Annotated in this window: 16 protein-coding genes; 9 read left to right on the top strand and 7 right to left on the bottom strand. The window is 33.5% G+C overall.

Annotated elements, in window-relative coordinates:
• Positions 1–39: 39 nt before the first annotated feature.
• From BMX64_RS10845 to BMX64_RS10815, 7 genes are all read left to right on the top strand, one after another.
• Positions 40–510: a hypothetical protein gene (locus BMX64_RS10845; protein ID WP_091171729.1), complete on the top strand. Its 471-nt coding sequence runs from the start codon at positions 40–42 to the stop codon at positions 508–510.
• A gap of 128 nt (positions 511–638) precedes the next feature.
• On the top strand, positions 639–1,988 hold the full coding sequence (gene ffh / locus BMX64_RS10840) for a signal recognition particle protein (protein ID WP_091171727.1): 1,350 nt from the start codon (positions 639–641) through the stop codon (positions 1,986–1,988).
• A gap of 77 nt (positions 1,989–2,065) precedes the next feature.
• Entirely contained in the window at positions 2,066–2,947 is an 882-nt protein-coding gene (locus tag BMX64_RS10835) for a bifunctional 5,10-methylenetetrahydrofolate dehydrogenase/5,10-methenyltetrahydrofolate cyclohydrolase (protein WP_091171725.1), read from the top strand.
• Positions 2,948–3,172: 225 nt separating this feature from the next.
• Positions 3,173–4,099: a magnesium transporter CorA family protein gene (locus BMX64_RS10830; RefSeq protein ID WP_091171723.1), complete on the top strand. Its 927-nt coding sequence runs from the start codon at positions 3,173–3,175 to the stop codon at positions 4,097–4,099.
• A 355-nt stretch (positions 4,100–4,454) separates the two neighbouring features.
• Entirely contained in the window at positions 4,455–5,069 is a 615-nt protein-coding gene (locus BMX64_RS10825) for a hypothetical protein (protein ID WP_091171721.1), read from the top strand.
• Between the two features lie 2 nt (positions 5,070–5,071).
• Positions 5,072–5,365, top strand: a complete 294-nt coding sequence (locus BMX64_RS10820; RefSeq protein ID WP_091171719.1) for a winged helix-turn-helix domain-containing protein — start codon at positions 5,072–5,074, stop codon at positions 5,363–5,365.
• Between the two features lie 54 nt (positions 5,366–5,419).
• Entirely contained in the window at positions 5,420–6,829 is a 1,410-nt protein-coding gene (locus BMX64_RS10815; protein WP_091171717.1) for a DUF4153 domain-containing protein, read from the top strand.
• A gap of 16 nt (positions 6,830–6,845) precedes the next feature.
• Here the strand turns inward: BMX64_RS10815 and rluF are convergent, their stop codons facing one another.
• From rluF to BMX64_RS10795, 4 genes are all read right to left on the bottom strand, one after another.
• A complete protein-coding gene (gene rluF, locus BMX64_RS10810) occupies positions 6,846–7,658 on the bottom strand; it encodes a 23S rRNA pseudouridine(2604) synthase RluF (protein ID WP_091171715.1) in 813 nt (270 codons plus the stop codon).
• Positions 7,659–7,747: 89 nt separating this feature from the next.
• Positions 7,748–8,596: an alpha/beta fold hydrolase gene (locus BMX64_RS10805; protein WP_091171712.1), complete on the bottom strand. Its 849-nt coding sequence runs from the start codon at positions 8,594–8,596 to the stop codon at positions 7,748–7,750.
• Positions 8,597–8,634: 38 nt separating this feature from the next.
• Entirely contained in the window at positions 8,635–9,414 is a 780-nt protein-coding gene (locus tag BMX64_RS10800; protein WP_091171710.1) for a zinc ribbon domain-containing protein, read from the bottom strand.
• Positions 9,415–9,417: 3 nt separating this feature from the next.
• Positions 9,418–10,512, bottom strand: coding sequence for a Nif3-like dinuclear metal center hexameric protein (locus BMX64_RS10795; RefSeq protein WP_091171708.1), 1,095 nt, complete (start codon positions 10,510–10,512; stop codon positions 9,418–9,420).
• Between the two features lie 149 nt (positions 10,513–10,661).
• On the opposite strand from BMX64_RS10795, the gene lpxK reads away from it, so the two are divergent.
• Together lpxK and BMX64_RS10785 are read left to right on the top strand one after the other, a co-directional pair.
• Positions 10,662–11,687, top strand: coding sequence for a tetraacyldisaccharide 4'-kinase (lpxK, locus tag BMX64_RS10790; protein WP_091171706.1), 1,026 nt, complete (start codon positions 10,662–10,664; stop codon positions 11,685–11,687).
• Positions 11,659–12,471, top strand: a complete 813-nt coding sequence (locus BMX64_RS10785; protein WP_091171704.1) for a purine-nucleoside phosphorylase — start codon at positions 11,659–11,661, stop codon at positions 12,469–12,471. Before lpxK ends, BMX64_RS10785 begins: the two co-directional genes overlap by 29 nt.
• A 2-nt stretch (positions 12,472–12,473) precedes the next feature.
• Here the strand turns inward: BMX64_RS10785 and BMX64_RS10780 are convergent, their stop codons facing one another.
• The 3 genes from BMX64_RS10780 to lipA form a co-directional block, all read right to left on the bottom strand.
• Positions 12,474–14,639, bottom strand: coding sequence for a tetratricopeptide repeat-containing hybrid sensor histidine kinase/response regulator (locus BMX64_RS10780; protein WP_091171702.1), 2,166 nt, complete (start codon positions 14,637–14,639; stop codon positions 12,474–12,476).
• A gap of 15 nt (positions 14,640–14,654) precedes the next feature.
• Positions 14,655–15,659, bottom strand: coding sequence for a type I glyceraldehyde-3-phosphate dehydrogenase (gene gap, locus BMX64_RS10775; RefSeq protein ID WP_091171700.1), 1,005 nt, complete (start codon positions 15,657–15,659; stop codon positions 14,655–14,657).
• Positions 15,660–15,738: 79 nt separating this feature from the next.
• Positions 15,739–16,608 (bottom strand): lipoyl synthase, encoded by an 870-nt coding sequence (gene lipA / locus BMX64_RS10770; RefSeq protein WP_091171698.1) that lies wholly within the window; start codon positions 16,606–16,608, stop codon positions 15,739–15,741.
• Between the last annotated feature and the right edge of the window lie 191 nt (positions 16,609–16,799).

Below are 16,799 nucleotides of genomic sequence, written 5' to 3'. Positions count from 1 at the left end.
TTTATTTAATACTTTTAGTATAAAATAAATATTTTAATCATGAAGAAGTTGTTTTTATATCCACTTTTGTTTGGTGTTTTTTTGCTGAATGTAGCAGGAACTTGTTGTGCTGATGATCCCGATGTGGTGTCTATTGCAAAAAATGATTGGACACAATTAAACGCTATTATAAGTGAAGGCAATTGGGAAGTGACGTATTTTCTTGATAAAAACAGCAATACGACCAATGAATATTTAGGATATAATTTCACTTTTGGAACGAATGAAATTTTGACTTCTGACACTGGTTCAAATACTTTCATTGGAAATTGGTCCATTATAAAATCGAATAGTATTGATGATAATCCGGATAATGATTTGGATTTTGCCATTTCATTTTCAAGTCCTGAAACACTAATGGAGGTATCGGAGCATTGGGATGTTACTGAAATTGCGGAAACTAAGGTTCGGTTAAAAAGTAAATCTGGCAATGTCGATGGAATCAATTATTTGACTTTCGAAAAAAAATAAATTTATATCGTTTAACAATTTCATAAAACTTTAGAAACAGTCTCAAAAAAGGCTGTTTTTTTTATAATATTATGAATACAACTTCAAAATCAAATGCTTAAATTTGCATTTCAAAATAAATCAATACTATGTTCGATAATTTAAGCGATAAATTAGATAAAGCCTTTCATATACTTAAAGGTCACGGAAAAATCACTGAAGTAAATGTAGCCGAAACGCTAAAAGAAGTGCGTAGAGCTTTACTGGACGCGGATGTTAACTTTAAGATTGCCAAAGATTTTACCACCAAAGTAAAAGAAAAAGCAATTGGTCAGGATGTATTGACGACACTTCAACCAGGCCAATTATTGGTGAAGTTAGTAAAAGATGAATTGACAGAATTAATGGGTGGCGATGTTGCCGGAATCAATCTTTCGGGAAATCCATCGGTTATTTTGATGGCAGGTTTGCAAGGATCAGGAAAAACTACTTTTTCTGGAAAACTAGCGAATTATCTTCTTACAAAAAAGAACAAGAAACCACTTTTAGTAGCCTGTGATATTTACCGTCCTGCTGCGATTCAACAATTATATGTAGTTGGAGATTCGATTGGAGTTGAGGTTTATTCAGAACCTGAAAATAAAAATCCGGTAGAAATTGCTCAAAACGCAATCAAACATGCGAAAGCAAATGGATTCAATGTAGTGATTGTCGATACAGCAGGTCGTTTAGCTGTTGATGAGGAAATGATGAACGAAATAGAACGCGTTCATAAAGCCATTCAGCCGCAAGAAACCTTATTTGTTGTGGATGCAATGACCGGTCAAGATGCTGTAAATACTGCAAAAGCTTTCAACGAAAGATTAAATTTTGATGGGGTTATTTTAACCAAATTAGATGGTGATACACGTGGTGGAGCTGCAATTTCGATTAAATCGGTTGTTAATAAACCAATTAAATTTGTAGGTACAGGAGAAAAGATGGACGCCATTGATGTGTTCTATCCAATTCGTATGGCCGAAAGAATTTTGGGGATGGGAGACGTTGTGTCTTTGGTAGAAAGAGCTCAAGAGCAATTTGACGAAGAAGAAGCACGAAAAATCCAAAAGAAAATTGCCAAAAACGAATTCGGTTTTGATGATTTCCTTTCTCAAATTCAACAAGTAAAGAAAATGGGTAATATGAAAGATTTGGTTGGAATGATACCAGGTGCTTCAAAAGCCATGAAAGATGTAGAGATTGAAGATGATGCTTTCAAACATATTGAAGCCATTATTCATTCGATGACTCCAATTGAAAGAAGCAAGCCGGCTTTGATTGATGTAAAAAGAAAAGCCAGAATTGCTAAAGGTTCGGGAACCAAAATCGAGCAAGTCAACCAATTGATGAAGCAGTTCGACCAAATGAGCAAGATGATGAAAATGATGCAGGGTCCAGGAGGGAAAAACCTAATGAAAATGATGGGTGGTATGAAAGGCGGAATGCCAGGAATGAAATAAAATGAGTCAAAAGTCGAAAGTCTTAAAGTTGTAATGATTTTAAGACTTTCGGCTTTAATATATTAAACCCAATAACAATGCAACTACTAGACGGAAAAAAAACAGCGGAGGATATTAAAAGTGAAATCGCTGTAGAAGTACAAAAAATGAAAGACAATGGGGAGAAAGTTCCTCATTTAGCAGCCCTGATTGTTGGAAATGATGGTGCTAGTTTGACTTATGTAGGAAGTAAAGTAAAAGCCTGTGAAAGAGTAGGTTTTGAATCAACTTTAGTAAAAATGCCAAGTACTACTACTGAAGTTGAATTGCTAAAGAAGATTAAAGAATTGAATGAAAATGATGCTATTGATGGATTTATCGTTCAATTGCCGCTTCCGGAACAAATTGATGAGCAAAAAGTATTGATGGCGGTAGATCCAAGCAAAGATGTCGATGGATTTCATCCTGAGAATTTTGGAAAAATGGCTTTAGACATGACTACTTTTATTCCTGCGACACCTTTTGGAATTTTAGAATTGTTAGAAAGATACGGAGTAGAAACCAAAGGTAAACATACCGTAGTTATTGGTCGTAGTCATATTGTAGGAAGACCAATGAGTATTTTGATGGGTAGAAAAGGTTTTCCTGGAAATTCAACAGTTACTTTGACGCACAGTTATACTAAAAACATTGAGGAAATTACCATTCAGGCGGATATCATTATTACGGCTTTGGGTGTTCCAAATTACCTGAAAGCAAATATGGTAAAAGAGGGAGTCGTAGTTATTGACGTAGGTATTACTCGTGTTCCAGATGAAACAAACGAAAAAGGATACGTAATCACCGGTGATGTTGATTTTGAGAATGTAAGTAAAAAATCATCATTTATTACTCCGGTTCCCGGTGGAGTAGGACCTATGACCATCGCAATGTTGTTGAAAAACACGCTTTTGGCAAGGGAAATGAAAAGAAATAAATAAAGACAAAATAGTTTTGATCGAAAGCCTTAAACATACGTTTAAGGCTTTTTTTATCTTAATAAACGCATAAAATTCTGGTAATTGATGCTAAAATGGAATTTAAAAGAATACTTTTGCACCACTTAAAAAAGACCTTTAAAATGGACGATTATTATTCGGAAATGTTGAACTAATATAGCACTTGACTTTTTCAAGAGGCTATACATAAACCTATAGAATTTTGAAATGAGAGCTTTTTACAAAAACAATAACGGATTAATTGCCACTGCTGATTGGACTCCAAACTGCTGGATCAATATTGAATGTCCTACTGAAGCAGAAAAAAAATATTTACTCGAAGACTTACAAATTCCCGAAGCATTTTATAACGACATTGAAGATATTGACGAAAGACCAAGGATAGAAATTGAAAATGGTTGGACTTTGATCATCATGCGAATTCCTGTGAAGAGTAACGATGTGAAGTTGCCTTTTCATACGATTCCTGTTGGAGTTGTTTTTAAAGGTGAAGTTTGTATCACCATTAGTTTTCATAAAACTGAAATGCTTACCGATTTTGTAACCTATACCAAGCGCAAGAATATCAACATTAAAGACAACTTCGATTTAGTGTTGAAGTTATTGCTGTCGTCCAGTGTTTGGTTTTTGAAATACTTAAAACAAGTCAACCAAAAAATAAAATTAGCCGAGGACAATTTAGAAAAGTCAATTAAAAATGAAGAGTTGCAGGCGTTACTTCAAATAGAAAAATGTTTAGTATTCTTTATGACTTCCTTGAAAGGGAACGATATTTTGTTGCACCGAATCAAGAACATTAAATCCCAAAAAGAGCATTTTGATTTAGATTTGCTGGAAGATGTTGAGATTGAACTGCGTCAGGCGCAGGAAACCACTAATATTTACAGTGACATCTTAACAGGAACTATGGATGCGTATGCTTCTGTGATTTCAAATAATATGAATACGATTATGAAGCAGATGACTTCGATTTCGATTATTCTGATGATTCCAACATTGATTGCCAGTTTATATGGAATGAACGTTCCTAATGATTTAGAAGATAATCGCTTTGGAATATGGATTGTCATTTCCGTATCTGTTTTGTTATCTGCTTTTGGTGTGTTTTTATTCAAAAGAAAAAGATGGTTTTAATTAATATTAATCTTACTTTTTTGGTTTTTGATTCAATTAATTTTATATATTTAAGCAAATAATTAAATACTATAAAAATAAAAATTTCAAACAGAGACATAAAAATATTTTTCTTAGGATTTGCTACACTTTTCATCATGCAAACAATCTACGACTGGGATTCTACTATTGGTGAGATTCAAAGAGGTTGGGAAGCAGGCTCAAAATAGATTCTGAGCAAACTAATCTTTTAGACCAATCTTTTCTTTTAAATAAATGAGGAATTATTTTTAATAAATATTTATTAAAAATAATTCCCTTTCTATTTTGAAATCTGAAATTAATAAATAACTTTGTAATTCAAAGTACTTTATATATGAGTCAAAAAATTCAAGAAGATTTATCGCATATTCGTTCCATGATGGAGCGCTCTTCCAGATTTATTTCGTTAAGTGGTCTTTCGGGAGTATTTGCGGGCTTATTCGCATTAGCCGGGTCAATTTATGCGTATCAATTATTTAAAAATAGTGGTATTGAATATTTTGATGGTAACCAAAAGATGTATAGCTATGATTTGATAATCGAATTAGTTTTCGTTGCTTGCGGAATTTTAGTCTTAGCTTTGGGGTCGGGTATATTTTTTACTTTGAGAAAAAGTAAAAAGTTTGATTTACCGGTTTGGACCAATACTACAAAAAAAATGTTACTGAATTTAGCAATTCCTTTACTTGTTGGAGGCGTGTTTTGCATGGCGCTCTTATACCACCAGTTATTCGCTTTGATTGCTCCTGTTACTTTATTGTTTTATGGTTTAGCACTTATTAATGCTGGGAAATATACTTTTTCTGACATTAGATATTTAGGCGCTTGTGAGATTGTTCTAGGATGTATTTCCCTTTTTTATCTTGGTTTTGGTCTTGTTTTTTGGGCAATTGGATTTGGAATTTTGCATATTCTTTACGGAATAATTGTGTTCAAAAAATACAAATAGAAATGGGAATCATTGACAAATTAAATAAAGATTTCGAAAGTCGGGTTAGATTAGGCATTATGTCTGTTCTGATGGTAAACGATTGGATTGATTTTACTGAAATGAAATCTTTATTGAATATCACTGATGGAAATTTAGCAAGTCATTCTTCGGCGTTAGAAAAATCTGGATACATAGAAGTAAAAAAGGAATTTGTTGGTAAAAAACCAAAAACGTCGTATCGAGTTACCAATATTGGCAGAACTGCTTTTGTTTCACACTTGAATAGTCTGGAAAAATTAATCAAATCGAAATAACCCTTTTTTTTAACTTTATACTTTGAAATACAAAGTACTTTTAAATTATTAATTATGAAAAAGCTACATTTTATTTTAGTCAGCAGTTTGGTTTTTACGCTGCTTTTTTACAACCAAGATTTGGGTCTCAATTGGGCCATTTTCGGTATGATGCAAACCGCCTTAATATGTTATTTCTTTCAAGAGAAATTTACCAGTAGGTTGCATTTGATTTTAGTGGTCACATCGGTTCTGTCTTGCTTTGCGTTTGCTTGGTACGGAGATTTTCCATCTTTTTTTGCCATGCTTTTGTCAATTATATTTTTACAATTCAAAACCCAGGAACCAAAACTTAAATTGTTACAAGCTCTTCCTTTGGTGTTGATCAACGGAATCGCTTCGTTAGGTCGCATATTGATGTTCAGTCAATATCTTCCTAAGCGAAAAGTCAATAACGGTTTTGCTAAAAAACTGATTGCTTATTTCGTTATTCCAGTCCTATTTTTTGGATTATTTTTAATCGTATATTCTTTTGGAAGCGATCATTTTTCGTCTTTGTTTACCGGTTATTATTTAGATATTGATGTGTGGCAAGCATTTGTACTGACCGCTTTAGGATTTTTCATTTCGTTCACTTTCTGGAATTATTGGATTCCTGAGGTTTGTTATGAAAAGAATGATTTATTGGATAATGATTTTAAGCAAGAAGCCAAAACGCAAAATCAAAATTCATTTTCATTTCTGGATATTGATTTTGAAAGAAGAAGTGGAGAAATTACATTATTTCTTTTGAATGTGCTTCTTTTGGTTTTCATTGCAACTTATAATTATGAACAGTTTTTTGAAGTGGTCAAAAAATCTAACTTAAGTTCTGATACACATGAAAGAGTTACTGCCGTTATTTTTTCAATTATAATGGCGGTTGGCGTTCTTTTATTCTATTTTAAAGGAGGATTTAATTTTGATGAAAAAGCTAAAAACCTTAAAAAGTTAGCCAAGATTTGGATTTTCTTAAACGGAGTTTTAATCCTTAGTACAATTATTAAAAACTCAGAATATGTTTCTTTTTTCGGATTGACTTATAAAAGATTGGGTGTTTATGCTTTCTTGATTCTAGCCATAATTGGATTGGTTATTTCTTTTATAAAAATCACCAAGCAAAAAACAAATGCTTTTCTTTTCAATCAAATGATTTGGTATTTCTACGGAACAATTTTACTATGCAGTTTTGTCAACTGGGGAAATCTGATTACCAATTATAATATTTCGGTAAACAAAGGAGTAGAGCCTACCTTTTTATCCGGATTAAACTTCAATGATGAAGTGCGTAGAGCCTATTTTTTACAAAATAAACTAGATGGACAATACTTTGAAATTTCAAGAGAGAAGGAGATTAGTCGAATGCAATCAAGGTCCTTTTTATCAAAAGCTTTGTATTATGAATTTTTACCTAGTGAAAAAAAGCAAAATCCCATTCGTTTCTGAATGGGATTTGTATTTTTTAATAATCTCCTCGTCCTTTAAATCTGGGATCATCTCTTTTTATAAATTCCGTTCTTCTTTTTGGTGCTTCCGTTTTGGGCAAACTCGCTTCTTCTGTTTTGCTGGAAGGTTCAATCAATTCGTTCAGTTCTTTGATTTCGGCATCGGTCAAATCGCGGTATCTTCCAACAGGAACATCAAGCGAAATATTGATGATTCGGATGCGTTTTAGCGCTGTAACATCATAGCCTAAATACTCTGTCATTCTACGAATTTGACGGTTTAAACCTTGTGTCAAGATAATTTTGAAAGTGAATTTACTAATTTGTTCCACCTTACATTTTCGGGTAACGGTGTCTAAAATTGGAACTCCATTGCCCATTCTTTCTATAAAACGATCGGTGATGGGTTTGTTTACGGTTACCGTATATTCTTTTTCGTGATTGTTTCGGGCTCTTAATATTTTATTGACGATATCACCGTCATTGGTCATAAAAATCAAGCCTTCACTGGCTTTGTCCAATCGTCCGATAGGAAAAATACGTTTCGGATAATTGATGTAATCCACAATATTATTGCGAACATCAAGGTTTGTGGTACACTCGATTCCTACGGGTTTATAGAAAGCAAGATAAACAGGTTTCTCATTTTGCTCACGGATTAGTTTACCGTCAATACGCACTTCGTCATTCGGTGAAACTTTTGTACCTAATTCCGGAACAACTCCATTGATTGTCACACGACCTTCTTCAATGATTTTATCTGCTTCGCGGCGGGAACAATAACCAGTTTCTCCAATGAATTTATTGAGGCGTTTTAAATTTTCTTCCATACTGCAAAAGTAATGAATTTGTTTGTTAGATTTTAGACTTCTTAGATTTTTGGATTTCTAGATCTAAGAAATCTAAAAATGGGAGGAGTCTATTTTTCTTCAAATAAAAAGTGGGAGACTTTCTTGTATAATTCATCATCGTGCAGACTATGTCCCAACCCTTTTGTTTCTATAAAAATTGCATTTTCCCAAGCTCCTGCAATTTTCTTGCCTTCTTCAAATAAAACGACCGTATCATCTACATCGTGAGCGATGAAGCCTTTGGTTTTGATTTTTGAAGCAAATAATTTTCCTGAAAAAAGGTCGAGCTTAAGTTTAAAAGCATCTAAATAATGATTTTCTAATGCTTTAGAAATTTTACTATTCAGGCTTAATAATGTAATATAATTGTTTAAGATAATTTTGAAATCACTTGGTGCTCCCAATATCACCATTTTTTTTAAAGCATCATTTTGATAAACGGATTGATAATACAAACAGGTTTTTCCACCTATAGAATGACCAATAAGATATTGTGGTTTGAATTTTTCAACAGCAATATGAATAAATTCAGCATATTGGGGAATGTTGAATTCTTTTCCGCTGGATAACCCGTGAGCCGGACCGTCGATGGCAATGATGGTGCTTCCTGATTTTTTAAGATAAGGAAGTAAATTTTCCCAGCGTGAGGCATTGCTTTCCCAACCGTGAACCAAAAGTATTACAGTATCATTTCCTTTCCAAGTATACGTATGAAAGGAATCTTCTTGAAGTTGGAACATTTCAGACTGTGCTTCTTGCAGAATTCCCGGAAGTTTGTCTTTAGATAATTTCCCTTCTCGGGGTTCACTAAAAAAAGCATACGCTAGTTGCGATGCTTTTTTTGGAAATACAAAACTCAAAATGTTAATGTATAAACCAATAGATTTAGTGAATATAAAAAATGCTGTTTTTTTCATAAAAAAAAGTCCCGATGTGTATCGGGACTTAAATGTAATTAGAATTTAGAAAACAATTGTTCCATTTTCTCTTTTTCTTCGTCAGCCAATGAACTGTCGACTAATATTCTTCCGGAGTGTTCATCAGTTATGATTTTCTTTCTAGAAGCAATTTCTACTTGTGTCTGTGGTGGAATAGTGAAGAATGATCCTGCAGATGCTCCTCTTTCGATAGAAACTACAGCTAAACCATTACGAACGCTACTTCTGATTCTTGTGTAAGCTTTCAATAATCTTTCTTCAATTAAAGCTTGGAATTCTGCTGATTTCTCAGACAAGAATGCTTCTTCTTTAGCAGTTTCAGCCATGATAGCATCTAGCTCAGACTTTTTATGCTTTAAGTGATTTGATTTTGCTTCTAATCTTTCTTTAGAACTTGAAATTACTTCTTTCTTGTGTTCGATAGAAGCTTTCATTTCTTTAATTTGTTTTTCTGACAATTGAATTTCTAATTCTTGAAATTCAATTTCTTTAGTCAACGAATTAAATTCTCTGTTGTTACGAACAGTTTCTTGTTGCTTAGTATATTTTTTGATAGCTTCTTTGTGCTCATCAATTGCATTCTTTTTTGATTTGATTAGATCCTCGATAACTTCAAGTTCTCCTTTCAATTTTTCTGAACGTGTGCTTAAACCAGCCACTTCATCTTCTAAATCTTCTACTTCTAAAGGAAGTTCTCCTCTTACGTTTCTGATTTCGTCAATTCTAGAGTCAATAAGTTGTAAATCGTAAATTGCTCTTAACTTGTCCTCAACACTTAATTCTTTCGTATTCGCCATATTCTATAAGTACTTAACTGGATTTGAATTTTCTTCTGATAAAATAACTGCAAAATTAAGGATTTTTTTTCGAAGATACTCTACAATATAATTTTTTGTATAGCGTTCGCTCTCAAAATGTCCAATATCGGCCAAAAGTAACTTGTTTTCAGCTTCATAAAACTGATGGTATTTCAAATCGGCAGTCAAATAAGCATCGGCTCCAGCCTGAATCGCATTTTTTATCGCAAAACTTCCTGCTCCGCCAAGAACTGCGACTTTTTTAATTTCCTTTCCTATAAAGTTTGAATGTCGAATTCCGCCACATTGCATTTTTTCTTTTGCGAAAAGCAGAAACTCTTTTTCACTCATGGGATTTTTTAATTCGCCAATCATTCCCAAACCAATATTTTGATGTTGGTTTTGCAACTCATAAATCTCGTATGCGACTTCTTCGTACGCGTGGCTTTTGAATAATGCTTTCAGGATTTTGTTTTCCAAATGCTTTTCGAAAGTGACTTCAATTTTAATTTCGTCTCCCTGAACAAACTCAAAACGCTCTCCAACTTGCGGATTGCTGTGTTCATTTCCCATATATGTTCCAATTCCTTTCGAATTAAAACTACAATTTTCATAGTTGCCAATATTTCCTGCTCCGGCGTCAAACAGTGCATTTCGCACTTCTTCCGCATTTTCAGTAATGGTAAAAGTCACTAATTTCCGAATGAAGTTTTGCTTCGGAATCAGGATTTTAGTATTTACTAATCCTAATGCGTCACTGAATATTTTATTCACGCCTTCTTGATGATTGTCTAGTGCGGTATGAACGGCGTAAATGGCGATGTCATTTTTTATAGCTTTAATGACGGCTCGTTCCACGTAGTTTTTTCCCGTAATTTTTTTCAAACCAGAAAATAATATCGGATGAAAACAAACCATCAGATTACAATTTTTTACAATCGCTTCGTCAATTATATTTTCCAAAGCATCATGGCAAACCAAAATTCCGGTTGCTTCTTCATCTTGGTTTCCAACCAACAATCCGACATTGTCAAAATCTTCAGCATAGGCGAGTGGCGCCATTTCTTCGAGCACGGAAATTATTTCTTTGATTTTCATAGATTAGCCAAGAATTACACGAATTTTCATGAAGTAAAAAGTGAAAATTCAATTTTTAAATTATAATCAAAGATAAAGCTTTATTATTTTACCGTAAATTAATTGGTGGTAATTCGTGTAATTCGTAGCTAAAAATTTATCTTCGTAAAATGAATTTACTGCGAAAAATACTCTTTCCGTTTGCCATTTTATATGGTCTCATAACGAGTATTCGTAATTTTCTTTTTGATAAAGGGATTTTAAAATCGTACTCTTTTGATTTGCCTGTTATTGCTGTCGGAAATCTCAGCGTTGGCGGAACCGGAAAAACACCTCAAATCGAATATTTGATTCGGTTGCTTTCGAATAAATATAAAATTGCCACGTTAAGTCGTGGTTATAAAAGACAATCAAAAGGTTTTATTTTGGCGCAAGCCGGTACAAATGCAAAAATTCTTGGGGATGAACCTTTTCAATTTTTTCAAAAATTCCCATCGATAAAAGTTGCAGTTGATGCCGATAGAAAGAACGGGATAGAACAATTGCTTTCGCAAACAGAAAAACCAGAAATTATCTTGCTTGATGATGCTTTTCAACATCGAAAAGTAAAAGCGGGTTTTTACATTTTACTCACTTCGTACGGCGATTTGTATTCAGATGATTGGATGTTGCCAACCGGAAATTTGCGCGAAAGCCGAAAAGGAGCAAAAAGAGCTGATACCATTATTGTAACCAAATGTCCATTTAATCTTTCGCTTGACGAACAGAATATGATTAAAAAGAGGTTAAAAGTTAGTGCAAATCAGGAATTGTACTTTACTTTTATAGCTTACGAAGAATTTATTTACGGGAAAAACCGAAAAATAAATGTAAATGAAATTCAAGCTGCTGCTAAAGTATTGGTTGCAGGAATTGCAAAACCGGAACCGTTTTTTGCTTATTTACAAGATACCAATGATGTCTGTTTGTCTTTTCCGGACCATCATAATTTTACCGATAAAGACATTTTAGAAATTAAAAATTTAGCTCAAAACAACATTATTATCACTACCGAAAAAGATTATGTGCGTTTAAAGGGAAGTTTGCCAAACGAACAACTTTTCTATTTGCCAATACAAAGCTCTTTCATTTCAGGAAGTGAAAATTTTAATAAAACAATTTTAGATTATGTGGGAACAAGTACAAGAAACCGTTAGTTATATTAAGGAAAGAATTGATTTTACACCAGAATACGGTGTGATTTTAGGCTCAGGATTAGGGAGTTTTACGGACGAAATGAAAGTAGAATTTACGCTGCCGTACAATGAAATTCCAAATTTTCCGGTATCAACAGTGCAAGGACACAAAGGCGCATTAGTTTTTGGAACAATAGGAGACAAGAAAGTTGTAGCCATGCAAGGACGTTTTCATTTTTATGAAGGCTATTCGATGACCGAAGTTACTTTTCCGGTAAGAGTGATGAAATTTTTAGGTGTGGAGAAACTGGTAGTTTCAAATGCGTCAGGTGGTGTAAATCCAAGTTACAAAGTAGGATCTGTTGTGATGATTACAGATCATATCAATATGACGCCGGAACATCCTTTGCGAGGTAAAAATGACGAACGTTTTGGACCTCGTTTTGTAAATATGAGCGAACCGTATTCGAGAAAAATGATTGCGAAAGCTACTGAATTAGCTAAAGAATTGAGTATCGAGGTTCATGAAGGAATTTATTTGGGGTTACAAGGTCCAACTTTTGAAACTTTGGCAGAATACAAAATGGTGAAAATTCTGGGTGCAGATTGTGTGGGAATGTCAACCGTTCCAGAAGTAATTGTGGCACGTCACATGGATTTGGAAACATTTGGTATTTCCGTAATTACCGATATGGGTAACGAAGAAAGTATTGGAACAATCTCTCATGATGAAGTTTTGGAAGCTGCTAAAGAAGCGGAACCAAAAGTGAGAAGCCTTATAAAGGAATTGATTCTGAATTATTAAATCTAAATATATTCAGCAATCACAGTATAAAATTCTTCTGGTATGAACGGTTTAGTAATTACATCGTTCATGCCAAATGATAATAGCATGTCGCGATTTTCATTCAATGAAATAGCTGTAAGAGCTATTATTGGTGTTGTAGGATCAAATATTCTTATTTCTTGTGTGGCAATTGTTCCATTGATTCCCGGTAAATGAACATCCATCAGAATTAAATCAAATTTATTGTTTTTTGCTATTTCAATGGCATCTTCTCCGCAATCTATTATAGTACAATTAATGCCTTTTCTCTCAAGCATTTTTTTAGAAATCATTTGATTGATCTTATTGTCTTCTACAAGTAGTATTTTTTTGTTTAATAATTTTGCTTGATAGTTTGTCTTTGGTTTTGCTTCAATGAGTGAAGGTTGTGCGCTTATTTGAAATAGTAAATGAAATGAAAATGTAGAACCTTTCCCTACTGTGCTTTTTAGGTTTATTTGTCCACCTAGAATTTTAGTTAATTTTTTGACGATGGTTAATCCTAAACCAGTTCCGCCGTATTTTCTGTTGACCTCAATTGAGCCTTGTGAAAAACTATCAAAAACGCTCAGTAATTTATCTTCGGGTATTCCTATTCCTGTATCTGTAATTTCAAAATAGATGGTAGCTTTTTTGTCTTCTATCGAGTCCAGATTAGCAATTACCGTAACAACACCATTTTTCGTGAATTTTAGTGCGTTGTTTATCAAATTTAATATGATCTGGGATAATTTTGTGGTGTCGCCAATCAGATAATCGGGTATGGCAGGATCTATTTCAAGTTTGAAATTGTTATTATTGATAAAGGCTAATTCTTTTAACGAATTTTGGATGTTTATTAAAAGTTGTTTTAGATTAAAACTGGTATATTCGATTTCAAATTTATTGGATTCGATTTTATTGATTTCTAAAATCTCATTAATAAATTTTGTTAAATAATCTCCTGAAAATTTTAAAGAAGACAAATAGTCCATTTGTGTTTTCTTGGGGTTTTCTTCTAATAATAAGTGAGTGATTCCGTTGATGGCATTCAATGGCGTACGAAGTTCGTGACTAACGGTTGATAGAAATTCGGATCTTGCTTTCGAAGCTTTTTCGGCTTTGTCTTTCGCAACTTCTAATTCTTTATTTTTTTCTTTTAACAATAAATTGGACTGATTTCGGATGATATTATTTTTGTATAAAGACAAACTTAATAAGGATAAAATAGAAATCAACGCAATAGCAAGGATACTAATCAGTTTAGAAAATTTACTCGCTTTTTCTTGCTCCTTGTTATCATAATTGGTTTGGGCAATTTCCTTTAACCTTTCGGTAGCTTTAAACTTTTGATAGTCGTCAATCCCGAGTCTTTCATTGTTCAAAATCGTGATACTCTCTTTCAGATTAAGGTGTTGTTTTAAATAGGAATAAGCATTGTTTTTATCTAACATTTTTTCATAAATGGAACTTAGGGCAAGCAAGATGTTAGATTTTTGTTCTGGATTTTGCGTTTTACCATTTAATTGTAACGCTTTATTGAGATAGTTTAATGCTAAATTATTTCTATTTTTAGTAGCTTCAATGCTTCCAATTTGATATAACGCCTCTGCTTTGGTATTCAATAAATCCAGAGTATTAGGTTTTACTATTATGGTTTTGAAAACGGATAAAGCAGAATTTAATTTGTTTTTTGATTTGTAAATCAGCCCTTTTTGGAGATTGAATAATTCAGCAGTATCGGGAATTTTTAATATGTCATTTGCAGATTTGGCTCTTTGAAAGTACATTGAAGCACTGTCAAAATTTTCTTTTTTCATGTAACAGGAGCCAAGATGGTAATATACAGCAGCATGATCTGGAGTGGGGTCAAAATTTTTAAGTAGTGTAGCGCTTTTGAGAAAAGATTCGATGGCGTCATCATACTTTTTTAAACTGTAATATATTTCGCCGAGGTTTAAGTTTTGATGTGCTTGGTCTTTAATGTTTTTATTTTTCGTAGCGTAAAGAATGGCTTTTTGAGTATACGATAATGCATTTTTATAATTATTATTTTGAATATTGGAGTTACTCAAACTGCTGTAATAAGCAGTGCTATCTGTTTTCTCATTGGGTTGAGAGTACAGTAACATATTAAAAAAAAGTACATAAACGAAAAAATATTTCATTCGTAGCCGATTTTTTTATTGGTTGTGTTTCATGTTTGTTAAAAGAATTAAATCAATTATTCTTGATGAATATCCAATTTCATTATCATACCAGCCAACTACTTTTACCATTTTATCGATTACAGAAGTTAGTTGTGCATCAAATATACATGAATTTTTATTGCCAATCACATCAACAGAAACTATTGGGTCTTCGGTATAATCTAAAATACCTTTCAAATTTGTTTGTGAGGCAATTTTGAAAGCTGCGTTAATCTCATCAATGGTCACCGCACGTTTTACATTGAAAGTAATATCAGTCAAAGAACCGTCAGGAACGGGCACTCGTATACCACAACCGCCAATTTTACCTTCGAACTGAGGAAATATTTTTGTCAATGCTTTTGCTGCACCTGTTGTTGTAGGAACAATAGATTGACTTGCGCCGCGAGCTCTACGCAAATCTTTATGCGGTTGATCGTGCAAACTTTGGTCTGTTGTGTAGGAGTGAATAGTCGTAATATAAGCTTGTTCTATACCACAAAGTTCATTGATTACTTTAATCATTGGGGCTGCATTATTCGTCGTGCAACTAGCATTCGAAATAATAGTTTCCGAGCCATCCAATATAAAATCATTTACACCAAGTACTACCGTTTTTATAGTGTCAACTTCTGATGGTGCGGAGAGAATTACTTTTTTTGCCCCAGCAATAATATGGGAATTGAGTTCTTCAAAAGTCTTGTATTTCCCTGTAGATTCCACAACATAATCAATGTCTAGACTTTTCCAATCCAGATTTGAAATATTTTTTTCGTGAAAAAATAAAAAATGTTTTCCATCTACCAGAATTCCTTTCTCATCATCGTTTACTGTAAAAGGTAAAACGCCGTGAATACTATCGTATTTCACTAAATGCGCCATTGTTTTTTTATCAGCAATATCATTTATGGCAACAACTTCTATTGAGGGATGGTTTAAAAGTAATCGGAATAAATTCCTGCCGATTCTTCCAAAACCATTTATGGCAATTCTTATCATAAGTCTTAAAGTCTTAAAGTGTCAAAGTCAGAAAGTCAAGATATCAAGCCTTTCGACTTTCTGACTTTATGACATTCGACTACAATATATGTTTTTGTGCTTTGTAAGAGGAACGAACCAATGGTCCGCTTTCTACGTGGCGGAATCCTAATTCCAAACCAAATTGCTCGTATTTTGCAAATTGTTCTGGGGTTATAAATTCCTTCACTGGCAAGTGTTTTTTGCTCGGTTGCAAGTATTGACCTATCGTTACAATATCTACATTGGCTTCACGCAAATCTCGCATTGTTTGATACACTTCTTCCTCTTGTTCACCAAGACCAAGCATAATTCCCGACTTTGTTCTGTTGATTCCTTTTTCTTTCAAGTAACGTAACACTTCCAGGCTTCGGTCGTATTTTGCCTGAATTCGTACTTCACGTGTCAATCTGCGAACGGTTTCCACATTATGCGAAACCACTTCCGGATTCGCTTCCACGATTCTATCAATATTTCTTTCGATACCTTGAAAATCAGGAATCAGAGTTTCAAGCGTTGTATTTGGGTTCATTCTGCGAATGGCTTTTACGGTTTCAATCCAAATGATAGAACCACCATCTTTCAAATCATCTCTGTCAACGCTAGTAATTACGGCATGTTTGATGTTCATGATTTTAATAGAACGCGCCACTTTTTCAGGCTCATCCCAGTCTACCGTTTCTGGTCTTCCAGTTTTTACACCACAAAAACCACAAGAACGCGTACACACATTTCCTAAAATCATGAATGTTGCTGTTCCTTCGCCCCAGCATTCACCCATGTTTGGGCAACTTCCAGAAGTACAAATCGTGTTCAAACTATATTTATCAACTAAGCCGCGGAGCTCTGTATATTTTTGGCCAATTGGGAGTTTTACCTTTAACCATTTCGGTTTTCCTACAGGTAAAGTATTTTCTAAAACAGTTTCCATATATCAATTTTTCGAAGCACAAAGATAAGCAAAGTTGGCTGAAGATTTTGACTGTATTGGTTTTGTTTGATTTTTTTTGATTTGGTTAAACCAAAAAATAATTTCAATAAAATAGACTTTGTTTTAAGAGGTTGAAGTTGTACAATGAAATCTTATTTGTGTTTTGTATTAATCAAATAATTTCTATTTAA

The organism is Flavobacterium sinopsychrotolerans (assembly GCF_900110375.1).
In the GTDB taxonomy this organism is placed as follows: Bacteria; Bacteroidota; Bacteroidia; order Flavobacteriales; family Flavobacteriaceae; genus Flavobacterium; species Flavobacterium sinopsychrotolerans.
This window is presented reverse-complemented; position numbering and strand designations above follow the sequence as displayed.